Here is a 14,083-nt window from a genome sequence, read left to right on the forward strand (position 1 = left end):
CGGTGCTCCTCAGTCGGTGGCGGCGGGTGATTCGGGTGATGCGGATGTTTCAGTCTTCTTTGCGCGACGCGGCTTCGCGGCCTGCCGCGCCGCTTCGTCGCGCGCCTGCGCCTGTTCGGCCGCTTCGCCGAGCGTGAGCGTCGAGCCGTCGGGCAGCTCGAACTGCGCGACGAGCACGGGCGCGCCCGCCGTCGGCTCGACGCGCATCAGATGCGCCGCGCCGAGCCATGCAAGCTGTTCGGAAACCGCCTGCGCATGCGGATGAAAGCCCGTCAGCGAGCGCAGCGCGATGCCCGTTTCCGGCAGCGCGGCGCTCGGATGACGCGGCGTGTCCCACTGGATCAGCGACGGCAGCACGCCATCGCCCGCGTCTTGCCACGCGGGAAACGCGCCGTCGTCGGGGACGGTGAGCCCCCACGTATTGCCGCCGCGCGACATCGCCGCGACCGGCGGGATGCGCGCCGGATACTGCTCACGCCAGCGCGCGAGCGACTTCGGCCGGTCCACGCGCGCGACCCAGTGCACGAGTTGCGGGCCGTGCTCGTCGAGCCGACGCTGCATCGACGGATCGTCGAGTGCGAAAAGGCGCGGGCGCGGCGCTTCGGCCTGCGCCGCCGATGGATCGGCCGCGATCACTTCCAGATACGCGCCGCCCCACAGATTCAGCAGCCGGTTGTGCGTGCGCATTGACGGATGCGCGCCGCCGGGCGCCGTTTCGACGCCGAATCTCGCGGCGACGAACTGCGCGCCTTCGTCGAGCGTGCGTGCGGCGATCACGAGGTGATCGAGTTTGAGTCGATGATCGGTCATGACAGGCAGGGCGATGAACAAAGGCCGACAGCATAACGCTTTCAGGCTCGCGCACCGGCTGGCCCGAAGGCAAAATGTAGCCGCTATCACCGTAACAGTAACGGTACAATCGGCCCATTACTATTCGGTACAGTTTTTCCGACGCCACGCTACGCTACGCTTGCCGCACCGGAGGTCCGCATGTCCGTTCCGCTCGATCAGATTCCCGCCCCGCACGACGCCGCGCAACTCACGCTCGTCGATCAACTGGTGCAATGGGGCCGGCGCCGTATCGACGAGCGCGTATTCCGTCCGGGCATGCGCATGCCGTCGATCCGCAAGCTCGCGCTGGACAAGGGCGTGTCGCGCTTTACCGTGGTCGAGGCATACGAGCGGCTCGTCGCGCACGGTTATCTCGATTCGCGGCGCGGCTCTGGTTTTTACGTGCGCGAGCGCGTCGCGCCGGCGCTCGTCGCGAAAGGCGAAACGCCAGCCGTTGCGGCGGAGCGCGAGCCGGTGCAAAACGCCATCGACGTGGTCTGGCTGCTGCGCAACATGCTGCATACGTCCAGTCCGGAGAAAGGGCCGGGGCTCGGTTACCTGCCGGCGCGCTGGCTCGACGGCGAGCTGATCACCAACGCGCTGCGCTCGCTGTCGCGGCAAAGCGGCGCGCAAATGCTCGGCTTCGGCACGCCGCAAGGGTTTTTGCCGCTGCGCCAGCAATTGCAGACGCGGCTGGAAGAACTGGAGATCGGCGCGTCGGCGGCGCGTCAGATCGTGCTCGTGTCGGGCATCACGCAGGCGATCGACCTGATCGCGCGCCTCTACGTCAAGCCGGGCGATGCGGTGATCGTCGGCGATCCGGCGTGGTTCCAGATGTTCGGCCGCTTTGCGTCGCAGGGCGCGCGGCTCGTCGGCATGCCGTACACGCCCGACGGCCCCGACCTCGACGCGCTCGAGGCGCTCGTCGCAACCTGGCGTCCGAAGATGCTGATCGTCAATTCGGTGCTGCAGAATCCGACCGGCACGTCGCTGACGGCCGCGCAGGCGTACCGGATCCTGCAACTCGCGCAGGAGTACGACTTCATCGTCGTCGAGGACGATGTCTACGGCGATCTCTGTCCCGCAGGCTTTCCCGCGACGCGCCTCGCATCGCTCGATCAGTTGAAGCGCGTGATCTTCCTCGGCAGCTTCTCGAAGACGCTCGCGGCGAATCTGCGCGTCGGCTATATCGCGGCGGCGCCGGAAGTCGCGAAGGCGCTCGCCGACCAGAAGATGCTCGTCGGCATGACGAGTCCCGAGCTCAACGAGCGCGTCGTCTACAAGGTGTTGACGGAAGGGCACTACCGGCGTCACGTCGAACGGTTGCGCACGCGGCTCGACGGCGTGCGCGAGAAGACCGCGCGCATGCTGGAAAAAACGGGCCTGCGGCTCTTTGCGGCACCGGCGTCGGCAGGCATGTTCCTGTGGGCCGACGCGGGCGTCGATTCCGATGGCCTCGCGGCAGCCGGACACGAAGCCGGTTTTCTGCTGACGCCCGGCAGTCTCTTTTCGCCGCATCAGTCGCCGACAACGTGGATGCGCTTCAACATTGCCAATTGCGGCGATCCGGCGTTGTCCGCGTTCCTTTCGAGCTATCTGGACAAGGCCGCGCGGCGCAGCGCCTAGCGGCGGCGGCCCGGGAGATTACGGCGTTCTGCCGGCGCGCGCAGAAAATCCGCGAGCACGGTTTCATACAACGCGAGCGCGCCGGGCCTGTGCCGATAGCGATGTTCGTAGAGGCGGCCTTGCCCATCGCAGAACTTCAGCGCGAAATAGTCCGCGAGCAGGTTGCCTTGCGCTTCCATGTTGTAATCGCAGAGGCGCTTGTCGTCGGCGAGGATGTACGCATACGTCAAGCCGATGCGAAACGCGCCGCGCAGCCGCACCGGATAGCCGAGTTGAAACTGCCAGACGTGCGTCATCTCGTGAATGAACCACATGCGATCGGCGATGTCGCAGGCGGAGAAGTCGTCCTGAAAACAGCCGTGCGGAAAATAGAGGTGGCCGTTGGGGGCCATCGCCGTGCGGCGCGGCTGCAGGCCGAACGGGAGATAGGCGCGCGCATGGACGCGCACACGCGCGTAATCGATGGCGTCTTCGAAGACGCAACGGGCGATGGCTCTCTCGCCGCGGGTGAGCGGGCGGGCGGTCCGGTTCATGCACGCATCATAACGGGGCGAATCGCCCTCTTGAAATCCGCCGATGTGCCCTTATATCGGACAAATTCGGCCAGCAGGCCAAAGGGCCAACCACAGGCCAACGCATCCGCATCAACGAAATCAAAGAGGAACCGACATGGCGCAAGAAACCATGAGCTTTCAGGCAGAAGTAAAGCAGCTTCTGCATCTGATGATCCATTCGCTCTACAGCAACAAGGAAATCTTTCTTCGCGAACTGATCTCCAACGCATCCGACGCCGCGGACAAGCTGCGCTTCGAAGCCATCGAGAACAGCGCGCTCTACGAGAGCGATCCGGATCTGCGTATCCGCGTGTCGTTCGACAAGGCCGCGCGCACCGTCACCATCGACGACAACGGCATCGGCATGAGCCGCGACGAAGCCATCTCGCATCTCGGCACGATCGCGCGCTCGGGCACCAAGGAATTCTTCTCGAAGCTCTCCGGCGACCAGCAGAAGGACGCGGCGCTGATCGGCCAGTTCGGCGTCGGCTTTTACTCGGGCTTTATCGTCGCGGACAAGATCACGGTCGAAACGCGCCGCGCCGGATTGCCGGCGAATCAGGGCGTGCGCTGGACGAGCGCGGGCGAGGGCGATTTCGAGGTCGAGGACATCGAGCGCGCGCAACGCGGCACGACCATCACGCTGCATCTGCGCGCGGACGAGGACGAATTCCTGTCGACGCATCGGCTGAAGTCGATCATCCAGAAGTATTCGGATCACGTCGCGCTGCCCATCCTGATGAAGAAGGAAGAATGGGACGCGGAAAAGAGCGAGATGGTCACGAAGGACGAGGACGAGACCGTCAACCAGGCGAGCGCGCTCTGGACGCGTCCGAAGAACGACATCACGGACGAGCAGTACAAGCAGTTCTATCAGCACATCTCGCACGATCACGACGATCCGCTCGCGTGGACGCATAACCGCGTCGAAGGCCGCAGCGAGTACACGCAACTGCTGTACGTGCCGAAGCACGCGCCATTCGATCTGTGGAACCGCGAGCATCGCGGCGGCTTGAAGCTGTACGTGAAGCGCGTGTTCATCATGGACGACGCCGAGCAGTTGCTGCCCGCGTATCTGCGCTTCGTGAAGGGCGTCGTCGATTCCGCGGATCTGCCGCTCAACGTATCGCGTGAAATCCTGCAGGAAAGCCGCGACGTGAAGGCGATCCGCGAAGGCGTGACCAAGCGCGTGCTGTCGATGCTGGAAGAGATCGCGACGTCGTCGGCGGAAGCCACCGAAGACGCCGGCAAGCAGAAGTATCAGACGTTCTGGAAAGAGTTCGGACAAGTGCTGAAGGAAGGCATCGGCGAGGACTTCAGCAATCGCGAGCGCATCGCGAAGCTGGTGCGTTTCGCGTCGACGCAAAACGACACCGACGAGCAGAACGTGTCGCTCGCGGATTACGTCGCGCGCATGAAGCCCGAGCAGACGAAGATCTACTACGTCACCGCCGATAGCTGGCAGGCCGCGAAGAACAGCCCGCATCTCGAAGTGTTCCGCAAGAAGGGCGTCGAAGTACTGCTGCTGACGGATCGCGTCGACGAATGGATGCTGTCGTTCCTCAACGAGTTCGATGGCAAGCCGCTGCAAAGCGTCGCGCGCGGCGACCTCGATCTCGGCGCGCTCGACGACGAGGAAAAGCAGCAACAGGAGAAGGTCGGCGAGGAAATGAAGCCGCTCGTCGAAAAGATGAAGGAAGCGCTCGAAGGCAAGGCGAAGGACGTGCGCCTCACGTTCCGCCTCACCGATTCGCCGAGCTGCCTCGTCGCCGATGAAGGTGACATGAGCGGCTATCTGCAGCGCATGCTGAAGGCGGCGGGGCAGAACGCGCCGCAAGCGGAGCCGATTCTCGAAGTGAATCCGGAGCATCCGCTCGTGAAGGCGCTGAATGCGGATAACGCCAATTTCGTCGATTGGTGCCACCTGCTGTTCGATCAGGCATTGCTCGCCGAAGGCGGTGCGCTGGAAGATCCGGCGAGCTTCGTGAAGAGGACGAATGCGCTGTTGCTCGCGCGATAGTTTTTTTGCAGTGTTTTGGATGGACGCGCCGCCGGGATACTGGCGGCGCGTTTTTTTATTTGCTCTTGCGTTCCTTATTCGACTGAGCGACGAGCGATGCCGCCATCTTTCGCGTTTCTTCCGAATACTTCGGGCTTCTCAATGCTTCCGATGCCTTATGTTCCATTGCCGCGCCGGTCTGTTTGCTCGTGTGGCGCTGCGCGAGAACCGATCCCGCGAAGCTCTTCGCGATCTTCGATGCGTGCGGATCATGCAATGTCTTTTCGGCGATCTCGGTGACTGCTTTCGACGACTGTTTCTTGTTGATTGTCATAGTCTTGTTTCGTTGATTGTGCGTCTGGACGCCGCGCCTCGGTGATGCAGTGTTCGCGGCAAATCTCCTTATATCCGTCGATGGCGAGCGATTCCAGCCGAAACGTCCGAATGTCGGGTGCCTCTATAATCGGCCGATGCCCACGCCCAACGATCCCATCGACGCACACTGGCGCGTCGTCCCGCTTCCTTCTCTTTCCGACGCACAAAAAGACTGGCTCACACGCGGCGGCTCCCTGACCGCGCATCTGCGCACGCTCGGCGCGGTGACGGTCGATGTGACGCGCGAAGCCGTCGATATCCCGTGGCGCGACGAATCGAACGCGCTCGATGTCACGCCGCGCACGCCGGTCTGGACGCGCGAAGTCACGCTCAAGGTCGATGACGTGCCGTTCGTCGTCGCGCATAGCATCGTGCCGCTTTCCGACAGCGCGGGCATCTGGCAATCGATGCGCCGTCTGCGCACGCGTCCGCTCGCGGAACTGCTTTATAGCGACAGCAGCGTGTCGCGCTCGGTGCTCGTCAGCCGAAGGATTGGCGCGCGGCATCCGCTGTATCGGCTGGCACGCATGCAAACGGATGAACGACCGCACGCGCTTGTCGCACGCCGTTCGGTGTTCGAGCGGCACGGTGCGCCGCTGATGGTTACCGAATGCATGCTCGATGCGCTGTGGTCGCGGCTCGCCGTATCGGATGGCAAGCGGCATCATCGGGAACATGTGCGTTCGTACGATCACCTGCGCTCGCATGCGAAGCGCGTCGTGCGTGGCGAGGCGAAATGAAACTCGCGGGATTCGAACCCGTCGGCGATGCCGCGACGCATACGCTCATCCTCGGCAGTTTTCCCGGCGTCGCGTCGCTGGCGGCGACGCAGTATTATGCGCATCCACGTAATCAGTTCTGGCGGCTCGTGGGCGCGGCGATCGGCGAATCGCTGCACGAACTGCGCTACGACGAGCGCCTCACGCGCTTGATGAAGCATGGCATCGGTTTATGGGACGTGCTCGCCGCGTGCGAGCGCGAGGGCAGTCTCGACGCGGCGATCCGCAACGCTTCGCCCAACGACTTCGCCGTGTTCCACACACGCTTCCCCGCGCTGCGCAAGGTCTGCTTCAACGGCAAGACTTCCGGCAAGTTCGCGCCCGTCCTCGCTGCGGCGGGTTACGCGACGCTCGTGCTGCCGTCGTCGAGCGCGGCCAATGCTATCCTCTCGTTCGATCAGAAACTGCGCATCTGGCGCGACATCCTCACCACACAATGACGAATCTCATCAAGCGCGCGTCGGCGGAAGCACGCGCGTTCGGCCGCAAGAAAGACCACGCCAAATCCAAACGCGATCGCGACGACGACGATCTCGCGAACGCGCCGCGCATCGACGCGCCGCGCAAGCCGCGCTTCGCGCCCGTGACGTTCTCCGAAGAAGGCGGCGTGCGCTTTCTGCATTTCGGCACCGAATGGGTGCAGGGCGCGATGCGTCTCAAGAAGCCCGATCACATCGAACTCGAATACGCGCAGCAGATGATGGCATGGCTGCTGTTCGTCGAGACACCCGAGCGCATCGTGCAACTCGGGCTCGGCGCGGCCGCGCTCACGAAGTTCTGCTATCGCTTTCTGAAGCGCGCGAAAGTGGAAGCGGTCGAGCTGAATCCGGCCGTCGTGATCGCCGCGCGCGCGATGTTCGAACTGCCTTACGACGACGCGCGCCTGACCGTCACCGAGCGCGACGCGTGGGAGTTCGTCAACGATCGCGCGAACCACGGGACGATCGGCGCATTGCAGATCGATATATACGACGCCACCGCGCGCGGCCCCGTGCTCGATAGCGTGTCGTTCTATCGCGCGTGCCGCGCCTGTCTGACGCCCGAGGCCGGCGTCGTCACCATCAACCTGTTCGGCGATCATCCGAGCTTCGTGCGCAACATGCGGCATCTGAACGAAGCGTTCGATCGTCGCGTGATCGCGCTGCCCGAAGTGCACGACGGCAATCGCGTCGCGCTCGCCTTCGCCGGTCCCGCGCTCGACGTGCCGTTCGCCGCGCTGGAAACACGCGCGAAGCTGATCGAAGCGCAACTCGATCTGCCCGCGCGCAAGTGGGTGAAGGGGCTCGCGCAGAGTGCGGGCGTCGCAGTGGGCGGCTCGTTCTCGATCTGATCGCGCACGCGCCGGGCCGGGAGGCGCGTTCCGGCCCTTTGGCGTCAAGCAGAAAGACAAGAAAAGCAGAGACATCTGAATAGTCGGGATTGTCCCTGATTTGAGCGCTTTTTATCGGTCCATATACTCCCTCTGTTATTTCGGGGTGCTTTCAGCGCATGTCTACCCGACGACCGGCATCCCGCCGGGCTCGCAATAACGACAAAACAAGAGGAGACCGTTCATGGCTCACGAAGCTGCGACCGGCACCGGACAACCGCGCAACAAGCACTGGCTTTGGCTTCTGATCCTTCCTTGGATCGGTGTGGTATGGGTGCCGTTTTACAACAAGATCGAGCCCGTTCTGTGGGGCTTTCCGTACTTTTACTGGTATCAGCTTCTGTGGGTGCTGATCAGCGCAGTCATCACCGCCGTCGTCTATAAGAAAACCAAGGCGCTGCCCTCGGGACGAAAGAACGGAGGTGCGCGATGATGAACGGCACTGCAACTTTCGTCTTCGTTCTCTTCTTCGTCGGCGTCACGATTCTCGGCTTCATCGCCGCGCACTGGCGCAAGGGCGATCTCGCCCAGCTCGACGAATGGGGTCTCGGCGGCCGGCGCTTCGGCACCATCGTCACCTGGTTCCTGCTCGGCGGCGATCTCTATACGGCCTACACGTTCGTCGCGGTTCCGGCGCTCGTGTTCGGCGCGGGCGCGACGGGTTTCTTCGCGCTGCCGTACACCATCCTCATCTATCCGTTCGCGTTCGTCGTGTTTCCAAAGCTGTGGAGCATCGCGAAGCGTCACGGTTACGTGACCGCCGCCGACTTCGTGCACGCGCGCTACAACAGCCGGATGCTCGCGCTCGCCGTCGCGCTGACGGGCATCGTCGCGACGATGCCGTATATCGCGCTGCAACTGGTCGGCATCGAGGTGGTGATCGGCGCGCTCGGCTTCAGCACGCAAGGCTTCGTCGGCGATCTGCCGCTCATCATCGCGTTCGCGATTCTCGCCGCGTACACGTACACGTCGGGCCTGCGCGCGCCGGCGATGATCGCCGTGGTCAAGGACGTGCTGATCTACATCACGATCATCGCCGCGATGATCGTGATTCCGGCGCAGCTCGGCGGCTTCGGTCATATCTTCAGCACCGTGCCGCCCGCGAAGCTGCTGCTCAAGGCGCCCGATGCCGCGAGCCTGAACGGCTACAGCGCGTACGCGACGCTCGCGGTGGGATCGGCGCTCGCGCTGTTCCTGTATCCGCACTCGGTGACGGCGATTCTCTCGTCGAACTCGGGCAACACGATCCGCCGCAACATGTCGCTGCTGCCGGCGTATTCGCTCGTGCTCGGCCTGCTCGCGCTGCTCGGCTACATGGCGCTCGCCTCGGGCGTGAAGGACATGCCGGAATACGCCCAGTACTTCAAGGCCTACGGCGCGAACTTCGCCGTGCCGGCGCTGTTTCTGCACTACTTCCCGTCGTGGTTCGTGGGCGTCGCGTTCGCGGCGATCGGCATCGGCGCGCTGGTGCCGGCGGCGATCATGTCGATCGCGGCGGCGAACCTGTACACGCGCAACGTGCATCGCGAGTTCGTCAACACGAAGATGACGCCGGAGCAGGAAACCAACGTCGCCAAGCTCGTGTCGCTGATCGTGAAAGTGGGCGCGGTGGTCTTCATTCTCGCGCTGCCGCTGACGTACGCAATCCAGCTTCAACTGCTCGGCGGCATCTGGATCATTCAGACCCTGCCCGCGCTCGTGCTCGGCCTCTACACGCGCGTGCTCGATCATCGCGGTCTGTTGATCGGCTGGGCGGTGGGCATCGGCGTCGGTACGTGGATGGCCGTGTCGCTGCAACTGAAGGGCTCGATCTATCCGCTGCATCTGTTCGGCTATGTCGTGCCGGGCTACGCGGCGGTGTGGGCGCTGATCGCGAATCTGATCGTGTCGATCGTCGTGAGCCTGCTCGTGCGCGTGCTGGGCCTCAAACGCTCGGACGACCGCACGCGTCCGGAAGATTATCTCGACATCGTGGAAGGCTGATTCGCAAGCGCGCGCACGCGTTAGACGCGGCGCGCGAAAAGCTGGTAAAACGCCCGTAACAGGCTCCGCGCCGTTTCGGGCGTTTTGTTTTGCGGCAGCCTTCGTGCCATCGACGTGTTGTTCATCGACGTGAGCAAATCATGCTTTCTCCGACATCGGCGTCACTCAGGCGCGGCCGACTCTCGCGGCTCGTTCACGGGCTCACGTCGCCGTACTTTCGCTATCGGCACGCCAATCTCATCCACGGGATGCGCGTCGGCCTTGCCGTGGCGATGTCGATCGCCGTCACGACGGGCATCGACATGCCGCACGGCATCTGGGCGACGGTCTCGGTGCTCGTCGTGGTCGGCGGGTTGCAGCATTACGGCAATATCCGCAAGAAAGCGGGCGAACGCGCGATCGGCACGATGCTCGGCGCGGCTTTCGGGCTCGTGCTGATCCTCGCCCAGACGCTGACCGGATCGGTGATGGTGTTCTTTCTGCTGATGTGCCTGATCGCGGGCGGTTGCGCCTATTACGCGATCGGCAAACCGGGCTACGTTGCGTTGCTCACGGCGATCACGATGGTCATCGTCTCCGGACACGGCGACTTGCCGCTTTCCACCGGCTTGTGGCGCACGGCGAACGTGCTGATCGGAGTAGTGATCGCGCTCGCATTCTCGTTCGTGCTGCCGCAATACGCGACGTATTCGTGGCGCTACCGCCTCGCCGACAATCTGCGCGAATGCGCGAAGATCTACGGCGCGCTGCTCGACGGCACGCAGTTCGTTGCGGAGGACACTGCGCGCCGCATGTACGCGATGAGCCAGCGGCTCGTTCAGGCGCGCGCGCTGATGGAATCGGTCGCGAAGGAAACACAGGTGCCGACGGCGCGGCTGGAGGAAATCCAGCGGCTGCACCGCTCGATTCTGGCGGCACTGGAGATGCTGGTGATGTCGATGCCGGAAGGTGCGGGCGCTGGCCGCTTCGCGATCGCGTGCTCGCCGGAGGAGTACGCGGTGCGCCAGCAGCTTTTGCAGATGGCGCGCGCGTTGCGTTTCGGGCGCGTCGGCCTGCTGCATCGCGCGATGGATGCGTCGCCTGCGCCGCGGCCCTGCGCGGACGACGAAACCAGTGCGACGACGCAGGGCATGCACTGGCTCGCGATGCGCCTCGTCGAGCAGGTGGAATGTTTGCGGCTGCGTCTGTCGGAAATCGAGCGTCAGTGGAATATCGAAGGCGCGCGGCCGCTCAATCCATGATGCTCCGATGCAATGACGGGAGGGCGTTCAGGCGGCCTGCGCCTCGCTTTCATGCACCACGTTGATGAGCCAGGGCACGCCGAAGCGATCGGTCAGCATGCCGAACCCTTGCGTCCAGAACGTGGATTGCCACGGCGTGAGGACGTTGCCGCCCTCGGCGAGCATGTTGAAGATGCGCTCGCCCGATTGCGCGTCGGCCGCCGTGATCGACAGCGTGAAGCCCGAGTAATCCTTGCGCGGCTGACCGTAGCGGCCGTCGGACACCATGATCATGCTTTGACCGACTGCGAATACCGCGTGCATGACCTTGTCCTGCCAGTCGGGCGGCGCGTTACCGCCGTCGGGCGCGTCGCGAAAGCGCACCAGCGTGGCAATTTGCGCGCCAAAGGCTGCCTGATAGAGTTCGAGCGCGGCGGCGCAATCGCCGTTGTAAAAGATGTAGGTGTCCAGTTGCATGACCGAATGACTCCGTGCAGATAAAGCGGACATGCCGCCGAAGCACGAAAGTCTATTGCAACCGAGTCCTGCGTTGACTCGGAAAGAGTCAAATTGAGTCAAGAAGGCGCGAAATAGAAAAAACCGCAAATCGCAGCAATCTTCGCGTGCGACGTGCGGTTCGTCGTGGGCGCAGGTTACTGCAGCGCGGTAATCAGCTTCTCGAGCTTGATCGCATCGGCGGCGAAGGCGCGGATGCCTTCCGCGAGCTTTTCCGTCGCCATGGCGTCGTCGTTGACGAGGAAGCGGAAGGTCGGTTCGTCGACGGCGATCTTCTCCACGTTCTCGTTCTTCACGTTCTCCGGCGACAGCTTGCGCTCGACCGTGTCGTTGCTGTCGGCGAGTTTCTTCAGGAGATCGGGGCTGATCGTGAGCAGATCGCAGCCCGCGAGTTCGGTGATCTGGCTCACGGTGCGGAAGCTCGCGCCCATGACCTCGGTCTTGTAGCCAAACTTCTTGTAGTACGCGTAGATGCGGCGCACCGACTGCACGCCCGGATCGTTCGCGCCGCCGTTTTTCACTTCGTCCCATTCCGCGCCGGCGGACTTCTTGTACCAGTCGTAGATGCGGCCGACGAACGGCGAGATCAGTTGCGCGCCCGCTTCGGCGCACGCGACGGCCTGCGCGAGCGAAAAGAGCAGCGTCATGTTGCAGTGGATGCCTTCCTTCTGCAGCACTTCGGCCGCGCGGATGCCTTCCCACGTCGACGCCAGCTTGATGAGCACGCGCTTGCGGTCGATACCGGCGTTCTCGTAGAGCTTGATGATCTCGCGGCCCTTGTCGATCGACGCCTTCGTGTCGAATGACAGGCGCGCATCGACTTCGGTCGACACGCGCCCCGGCACGATCTTCAGGATTTCGGTGCCGAACGCGACGAGCAGATTGTCGATGATCTGCGGCATCGGCTTGCCCGCGTGCTCCTTGACGGTCTTTTCGAGCAGCGGCTTGTAATCGTCCTTCTGGACGGCCTTCAGGATCAGCGACGGATTCGTGGTCGCGTCCTGCGGCTTGTATGCGATGAATTGCTGGAAGTCGCCCGTGTCGGCGACGACGGTCGTGTATTGCTTGAGCTGGTCGAGAGCGGATGTCATGTCGAGTCTCAGACGCGTGGCGTCTTGTCAAATTGCGGTAACCAACCCGCGGATTGCCCATGATTGCGACGCCGCGCGGCGACTTCGTTCGCGCGGCGCGCCCCTTGAATATCAATCTCCCATTCTAGTCCCGAGCGCGGCGAACGCGCTGATACCGTGCGCGTCCGGATGCTGCGGCGAGCGCAACTTCGACAGAACGGGGAAACGCGCGTTCAATCCGCCGCGTACGCGAGTTCGTGCCAGCGCCGCACCGTGCCCGAGCCGAGCTGCCCGCGCGCGAAGCGCATCTTGCGGACCTCGTCGAGCGCATGAGCGTCTTTTGCGGGATCGCCGCAGCTCATCTTCAGGACGACGTCCTGTACGTGCCCGGCGTCGTCGAGCAGCACGCGCACGATCGTCTTGCGTTTTACGGCGGCGCCGGGCGGCGCGGAGCGCGCCAGTAGTTTATCGATCAAAGCCATGACGGAATTGCCAAAAACGGTTGCGAAAAGCATCGGCCGAAAGGGGCCGATTCCGTCATTGTAGGCCGCGTCACGCGCGGCGGGCGTTCAGCACGAAATGTGTCGCGACGCCTGCGATCAATCCCCAGAACGCGGAGCCGATCGACAGCAACGTAAGCCCTGAGGCCGTCACCATGAACGTGACGAGCGCGGGCTCGCGCTGGCGTGCATCCTGCATCGCATTGGCGAGGCCGCTCATGATCGAGCCAAACAGCGCGAGCGCGGCGACCGACACGACGAGTTCCTTCGGCAACGCCGCGAACAGCGCCGCGATGGTCGCGCCGAACGTTCCCGCGATCAGATAGAAGATGCCGCACCAGACGGCCGCCGTATAGCGCTTGCTGCGATCTTCGTGCGCTTCGGGTCCGGTGCAGATCGCCGCCGTGATCGCGGCGAGATTCACGCCGTGCGAGCCGAAGGGCGCGAGCACGAGCGAGGCTAGGCCGGTGGTCGAGATGAGCGGGGCGGAGGGCGTCGTGTAGCCGTCGGCGCGCAGCACGGCGATGCCCGGCACGTTCTGCGACGCCATCGCGACGACGAAAAGCGGAATGCCGATGCTGATCGCCGAAGCGATGGAGAACGCGGGCATCGTGAAGACGGGATGCGCGAACGCGACGTGAAAGCGCGTGAAGTCGAGCAGCCCGAGCCCGCCCGCGAGCGCAATGCCGACGACGAGCGTCGCCGGAATCGCGTAGCGCGGCACGAAGCGCTTGCCGGCGAGATACGTGAAGAACATCGCGATGACGAGCGCCGTGCGATGCTCGGCCGCGCGAAAAATCTCGATGCCGATCTCGAACAGGATGCCCGCGAGCAGCGCGGCGGCGATGCCGGACGGGATGCGCTTCATCAAGGTGTCGAACCAGCCGGTCAGGCCGACGGCCGTCAGCAGCACTGCGCAGACGATGAACGCGCCGATCGCATCGGCATAGGCGACGTTCGGCAGCGACGAGACGAGCAGCGCCGCGCCCGGCGTCGACCACGCGACGACGACCGGCGCGCGAAAGCGCAGCGACAGCCCGATCGTGCAGACGGCCATGCCCATCGAGAGCGCCCAGATCCACGAGGAAATCTGCGCGTCGGAAAGATGCGCGGCCTGGCCCGCCTGGAACATCAGCACGAGCGAACTCGTGTAGCCGGTCATCATCGCGACGAAGCCGGCGACGATGGTGGACAGCGACGTGTCAAAGAAGAAACGCGGCGCGGCAGGCGCCGGAGCGGAAGCTTTCATTCGTGTGGTTAC

Annotated in this window: 15 protein-coding genes; 8 read left to right on the forward strand and 7 right to left on the reverse strand. The window is 63.9% G+C overall.

Annotated features, from left to right (window positions below; genetic code table 11):
* Window positions 1-9 precede the first annotated feature (9 nt).
* Window positions 10-810, reverse strand: coding sequence for a VOC family protein (locus AWB77_RS17600; protein WP_061135705.1), 801 nt, complete (start codon window positions 808-810; stop codon window positions 10-12).
* A 180-nt stretch (window positions 811-990) separates the two neighbouring features.
* Here AWB77_RS17600 and AWB77_RS17605 point away from each other — a divergent pair, with 180 nt between their 5' ends.
* On the forward strand, window positions 991-2,457 hold the full coding sequence (locus tag AWB77_RS17605) for an aminotransferase-like domain-containing protein (protein ID WP_061135706.1): 1,467 nt from the start codon (window positions 991-993) through the stop codon (window positions 2,455-2,457).
* Here the strand turns inward: AWB77_RS17605 and AWB77_RS17610 are convergent.
* Entirely contained in the window at window positions 2,454-2,990 is a 537-nt protein-coding gene (locus AWB77_RS17610; protein ID WP_061135707.1) for a hypothetical protein, read from the reverse strand. The two genes, AWB77_RS17605 and AWB77_RS17610, sit on opposite strands and share 4 nt — an antisense overlap.
* Before the next feature lie 136 nt (window positions 2,991-3,126).
* Here AWB77_RS17610 and htpG point away from each other — a divergent pair, with 136 nt between their 5' ends.
* Window positions 3,127-5,031 carry a molecular chaperone HtpG gene (gene htpG, locus AWB77_RS17615; RefSeq protein WP_061135708.1) on the forward strand — a complete coding sequence of 635 codons (1,905 nt, stop codon included), beginning with the start codon at window positions 3,127-3,129 and terminating at the stop codon, window positions 5,029-5,031.
* A 55-nt stretch (window positions 5,032-5,086) separates the two neighbouring features.
* On the opposite strand, the gene AWB77_RS17620 is transcribed toward htpG, so the two are convergent.
* Window positions 5,087-5,344, reverse strand: a complete 258-nt coding sequence (locus AWB77_RS17620; RefSeq protein WP_061135709.1) for a hypothetical protein — start codon at window positions 5,342-5,344, stop codon at window positions 5,087-5,089.
* Window positions 5,345-5,480: 136 nt separating this feature from the next.
* Here AWB77_RS17620 and AWB77_RS17625 point away from each other — a divergent pair, with 136 nt between their 5' ends.
* The 6 genes from AWB77_RS17625 to AWB77_RS17650 all read left to right on the forward strand — a co-directional run bounded on the left by AWB77_RS17625 (window position 5,481) and on the right by AWB77_RS17650 (window position 10,757).
* Window positions 5,481-6,125, forward strand: a complete 645-nt coding sequence (locus AWB77_RS17625) for a chorismate--pyruvate lyase family protein (RefSeq protein WP_061135710.1) — start codon at window positions 5,481-5,483, stop codon at window positions 6,123-6,125.
* Window positions 6,122-6,604: a DNA-deoxyinosine glycosylase gene (locus AWB77_RS17630; RefSeq protein ID WP_061135711.1), complete on the forward strand. Its 483-nt coding sequence runs from the start codon at window positions 6,122-6,124 to the stop codon at window positions 6,602-6,604. Before AWB77_RS17625 ends, AWB77_RS17630 begins: the two co-directional genes overlap by 4 nt.
* Window positions 6,601-7,494 carry a class I SAM-dependent methyltransferase gene (locus tag AWB77_RS17635; protein WP_061135712.1) on the forward strand — a complete coding sequence of 298 codons (894 nt, stop codon included), beginning with the start codon at window positions 6,601-6,603 and terminating at the stop codon, window positions 7,492-7,494. The genes AWB77_RS17630 and AWB77_RS17635 overlap by 4 nt, the downstream gene beginning before the upstream one ends.
* A gap of 223 nt (window positions 7,495-7,717) precedes the next feature.
* The gene (locus AWB77_RS17640; protein ID WP_061135713.1) at window positions 7,718-7,966 is read left to right on the forward strand and encodes a DUF3311 domain-containing protein; all 249 of its coding nucleotides are present in this window, start codon (window positions 7,718-7,720) and stop codon (window positions 7,964-7,966) included.
* Window positions 7,966-9,516 (forward strand): monocarboxylate uptake permease MctP, encoded by a 1,551-nt coding sequence (gene mctP / locus AWB77_RS17645; RefSeq protein ID WP_061135791.1) that lies wholly within the window; start codon window positions 7,966-7,968, stop codon window positions 9,514-9,516. The genes AWB77_RS17640 and mctP overlap by 1 nt, the downstream gene beginning before the upstream one ends.
* Before the next feature lie 140 nt (window positions 9,517-9,656).
* The gene (locus tag AWB77_RS17650; RefSeq protein ID WP_061135714.1) at window positions 9,657-10,757 is read left to right on the forward strand and encodes an FUSC family protein; all 1,101 of its coding nucleotides are present in this window, start codon (window positions 9,657-9,659) and stop codon (window positions 10,755-10,757) included.
* A gap of 27 nt (window positions 10,758-10,784) precedes the next feature.
* Here the strand turns inward: AWB77_RS17650 and AWB77_RS17655 are convergent, their stop codons facing one another.
* The 4 genes from AWB77_RS17655 to AWB77_RS17670 all read right to left on the reverse strand — a co-directional run bounded on the left by AWB77_RS17655 (window position 10,785) and on the right by AWB77_RS17670 (window position 14,071).
* Window positions 10,785-11,213 (reverse strand): VOC family protein, encoded by a 429-nt coding sequence (locus AWB77_RS17655; protein WP_061135715.1) that lies wholly within the window; start codon window positions 11,211-11,213, stop codon window positions 10,785-10,787.
* A 176-nt stretch (window positions 11,214-11,389) separates the two neighbouring features.
* On the reverse strand, window positions 11,390-12,343 hold the full coding sequence (tal, locus tag AWB77_RS17660; RefSeq protein ID WP_061135716.1) for a transaldolase: 954 nt from the start codon (window positions 12,341-12,343) through the stop codon (window positions 11,390-11,392).
* A gap of 212 nt (window positions 12,344-12,555) precedes the next feature.
* Window positions 12,556-12,804: an energy transducer TonB gene (locus tag AWB77_RS17665; RefSeq protein ID WP_061135792.1), complete on the reverse strand. Its 249-nt coding sequence runs from the start codon at window positions 12,802-12,804 to the stop codon at window positions 12,556-12,558.
* A gap of 70 nt (window positions 12,805-12,874) precedes the next feature.
* The gene (locus AWB77_RS17670) at window positions 12,875-14,071 is read right to left on the reverse strand and encodes a benzoate/H(+) symporter BenE family transporter (protein WP_061135717.1); all 1,197 of its coding nucleotides are present in this window, start codon (window positions 14,069-14,071) and stop codon (window positions 12,875-12,877) included.
* Window positions 14,072-14,083 lie beyond the last annotated feature (12 nt).

Origin of the sequence: Caballeronia fortuita (genome assembly GCF_001544835.2) — a bacterium.
GTDB lineage: Bacteria > Pseudomonadota > Gammaproteobacteria > Burkholderiales > Burkholderiaceae > Caballeronia > Caballeronia fortuita.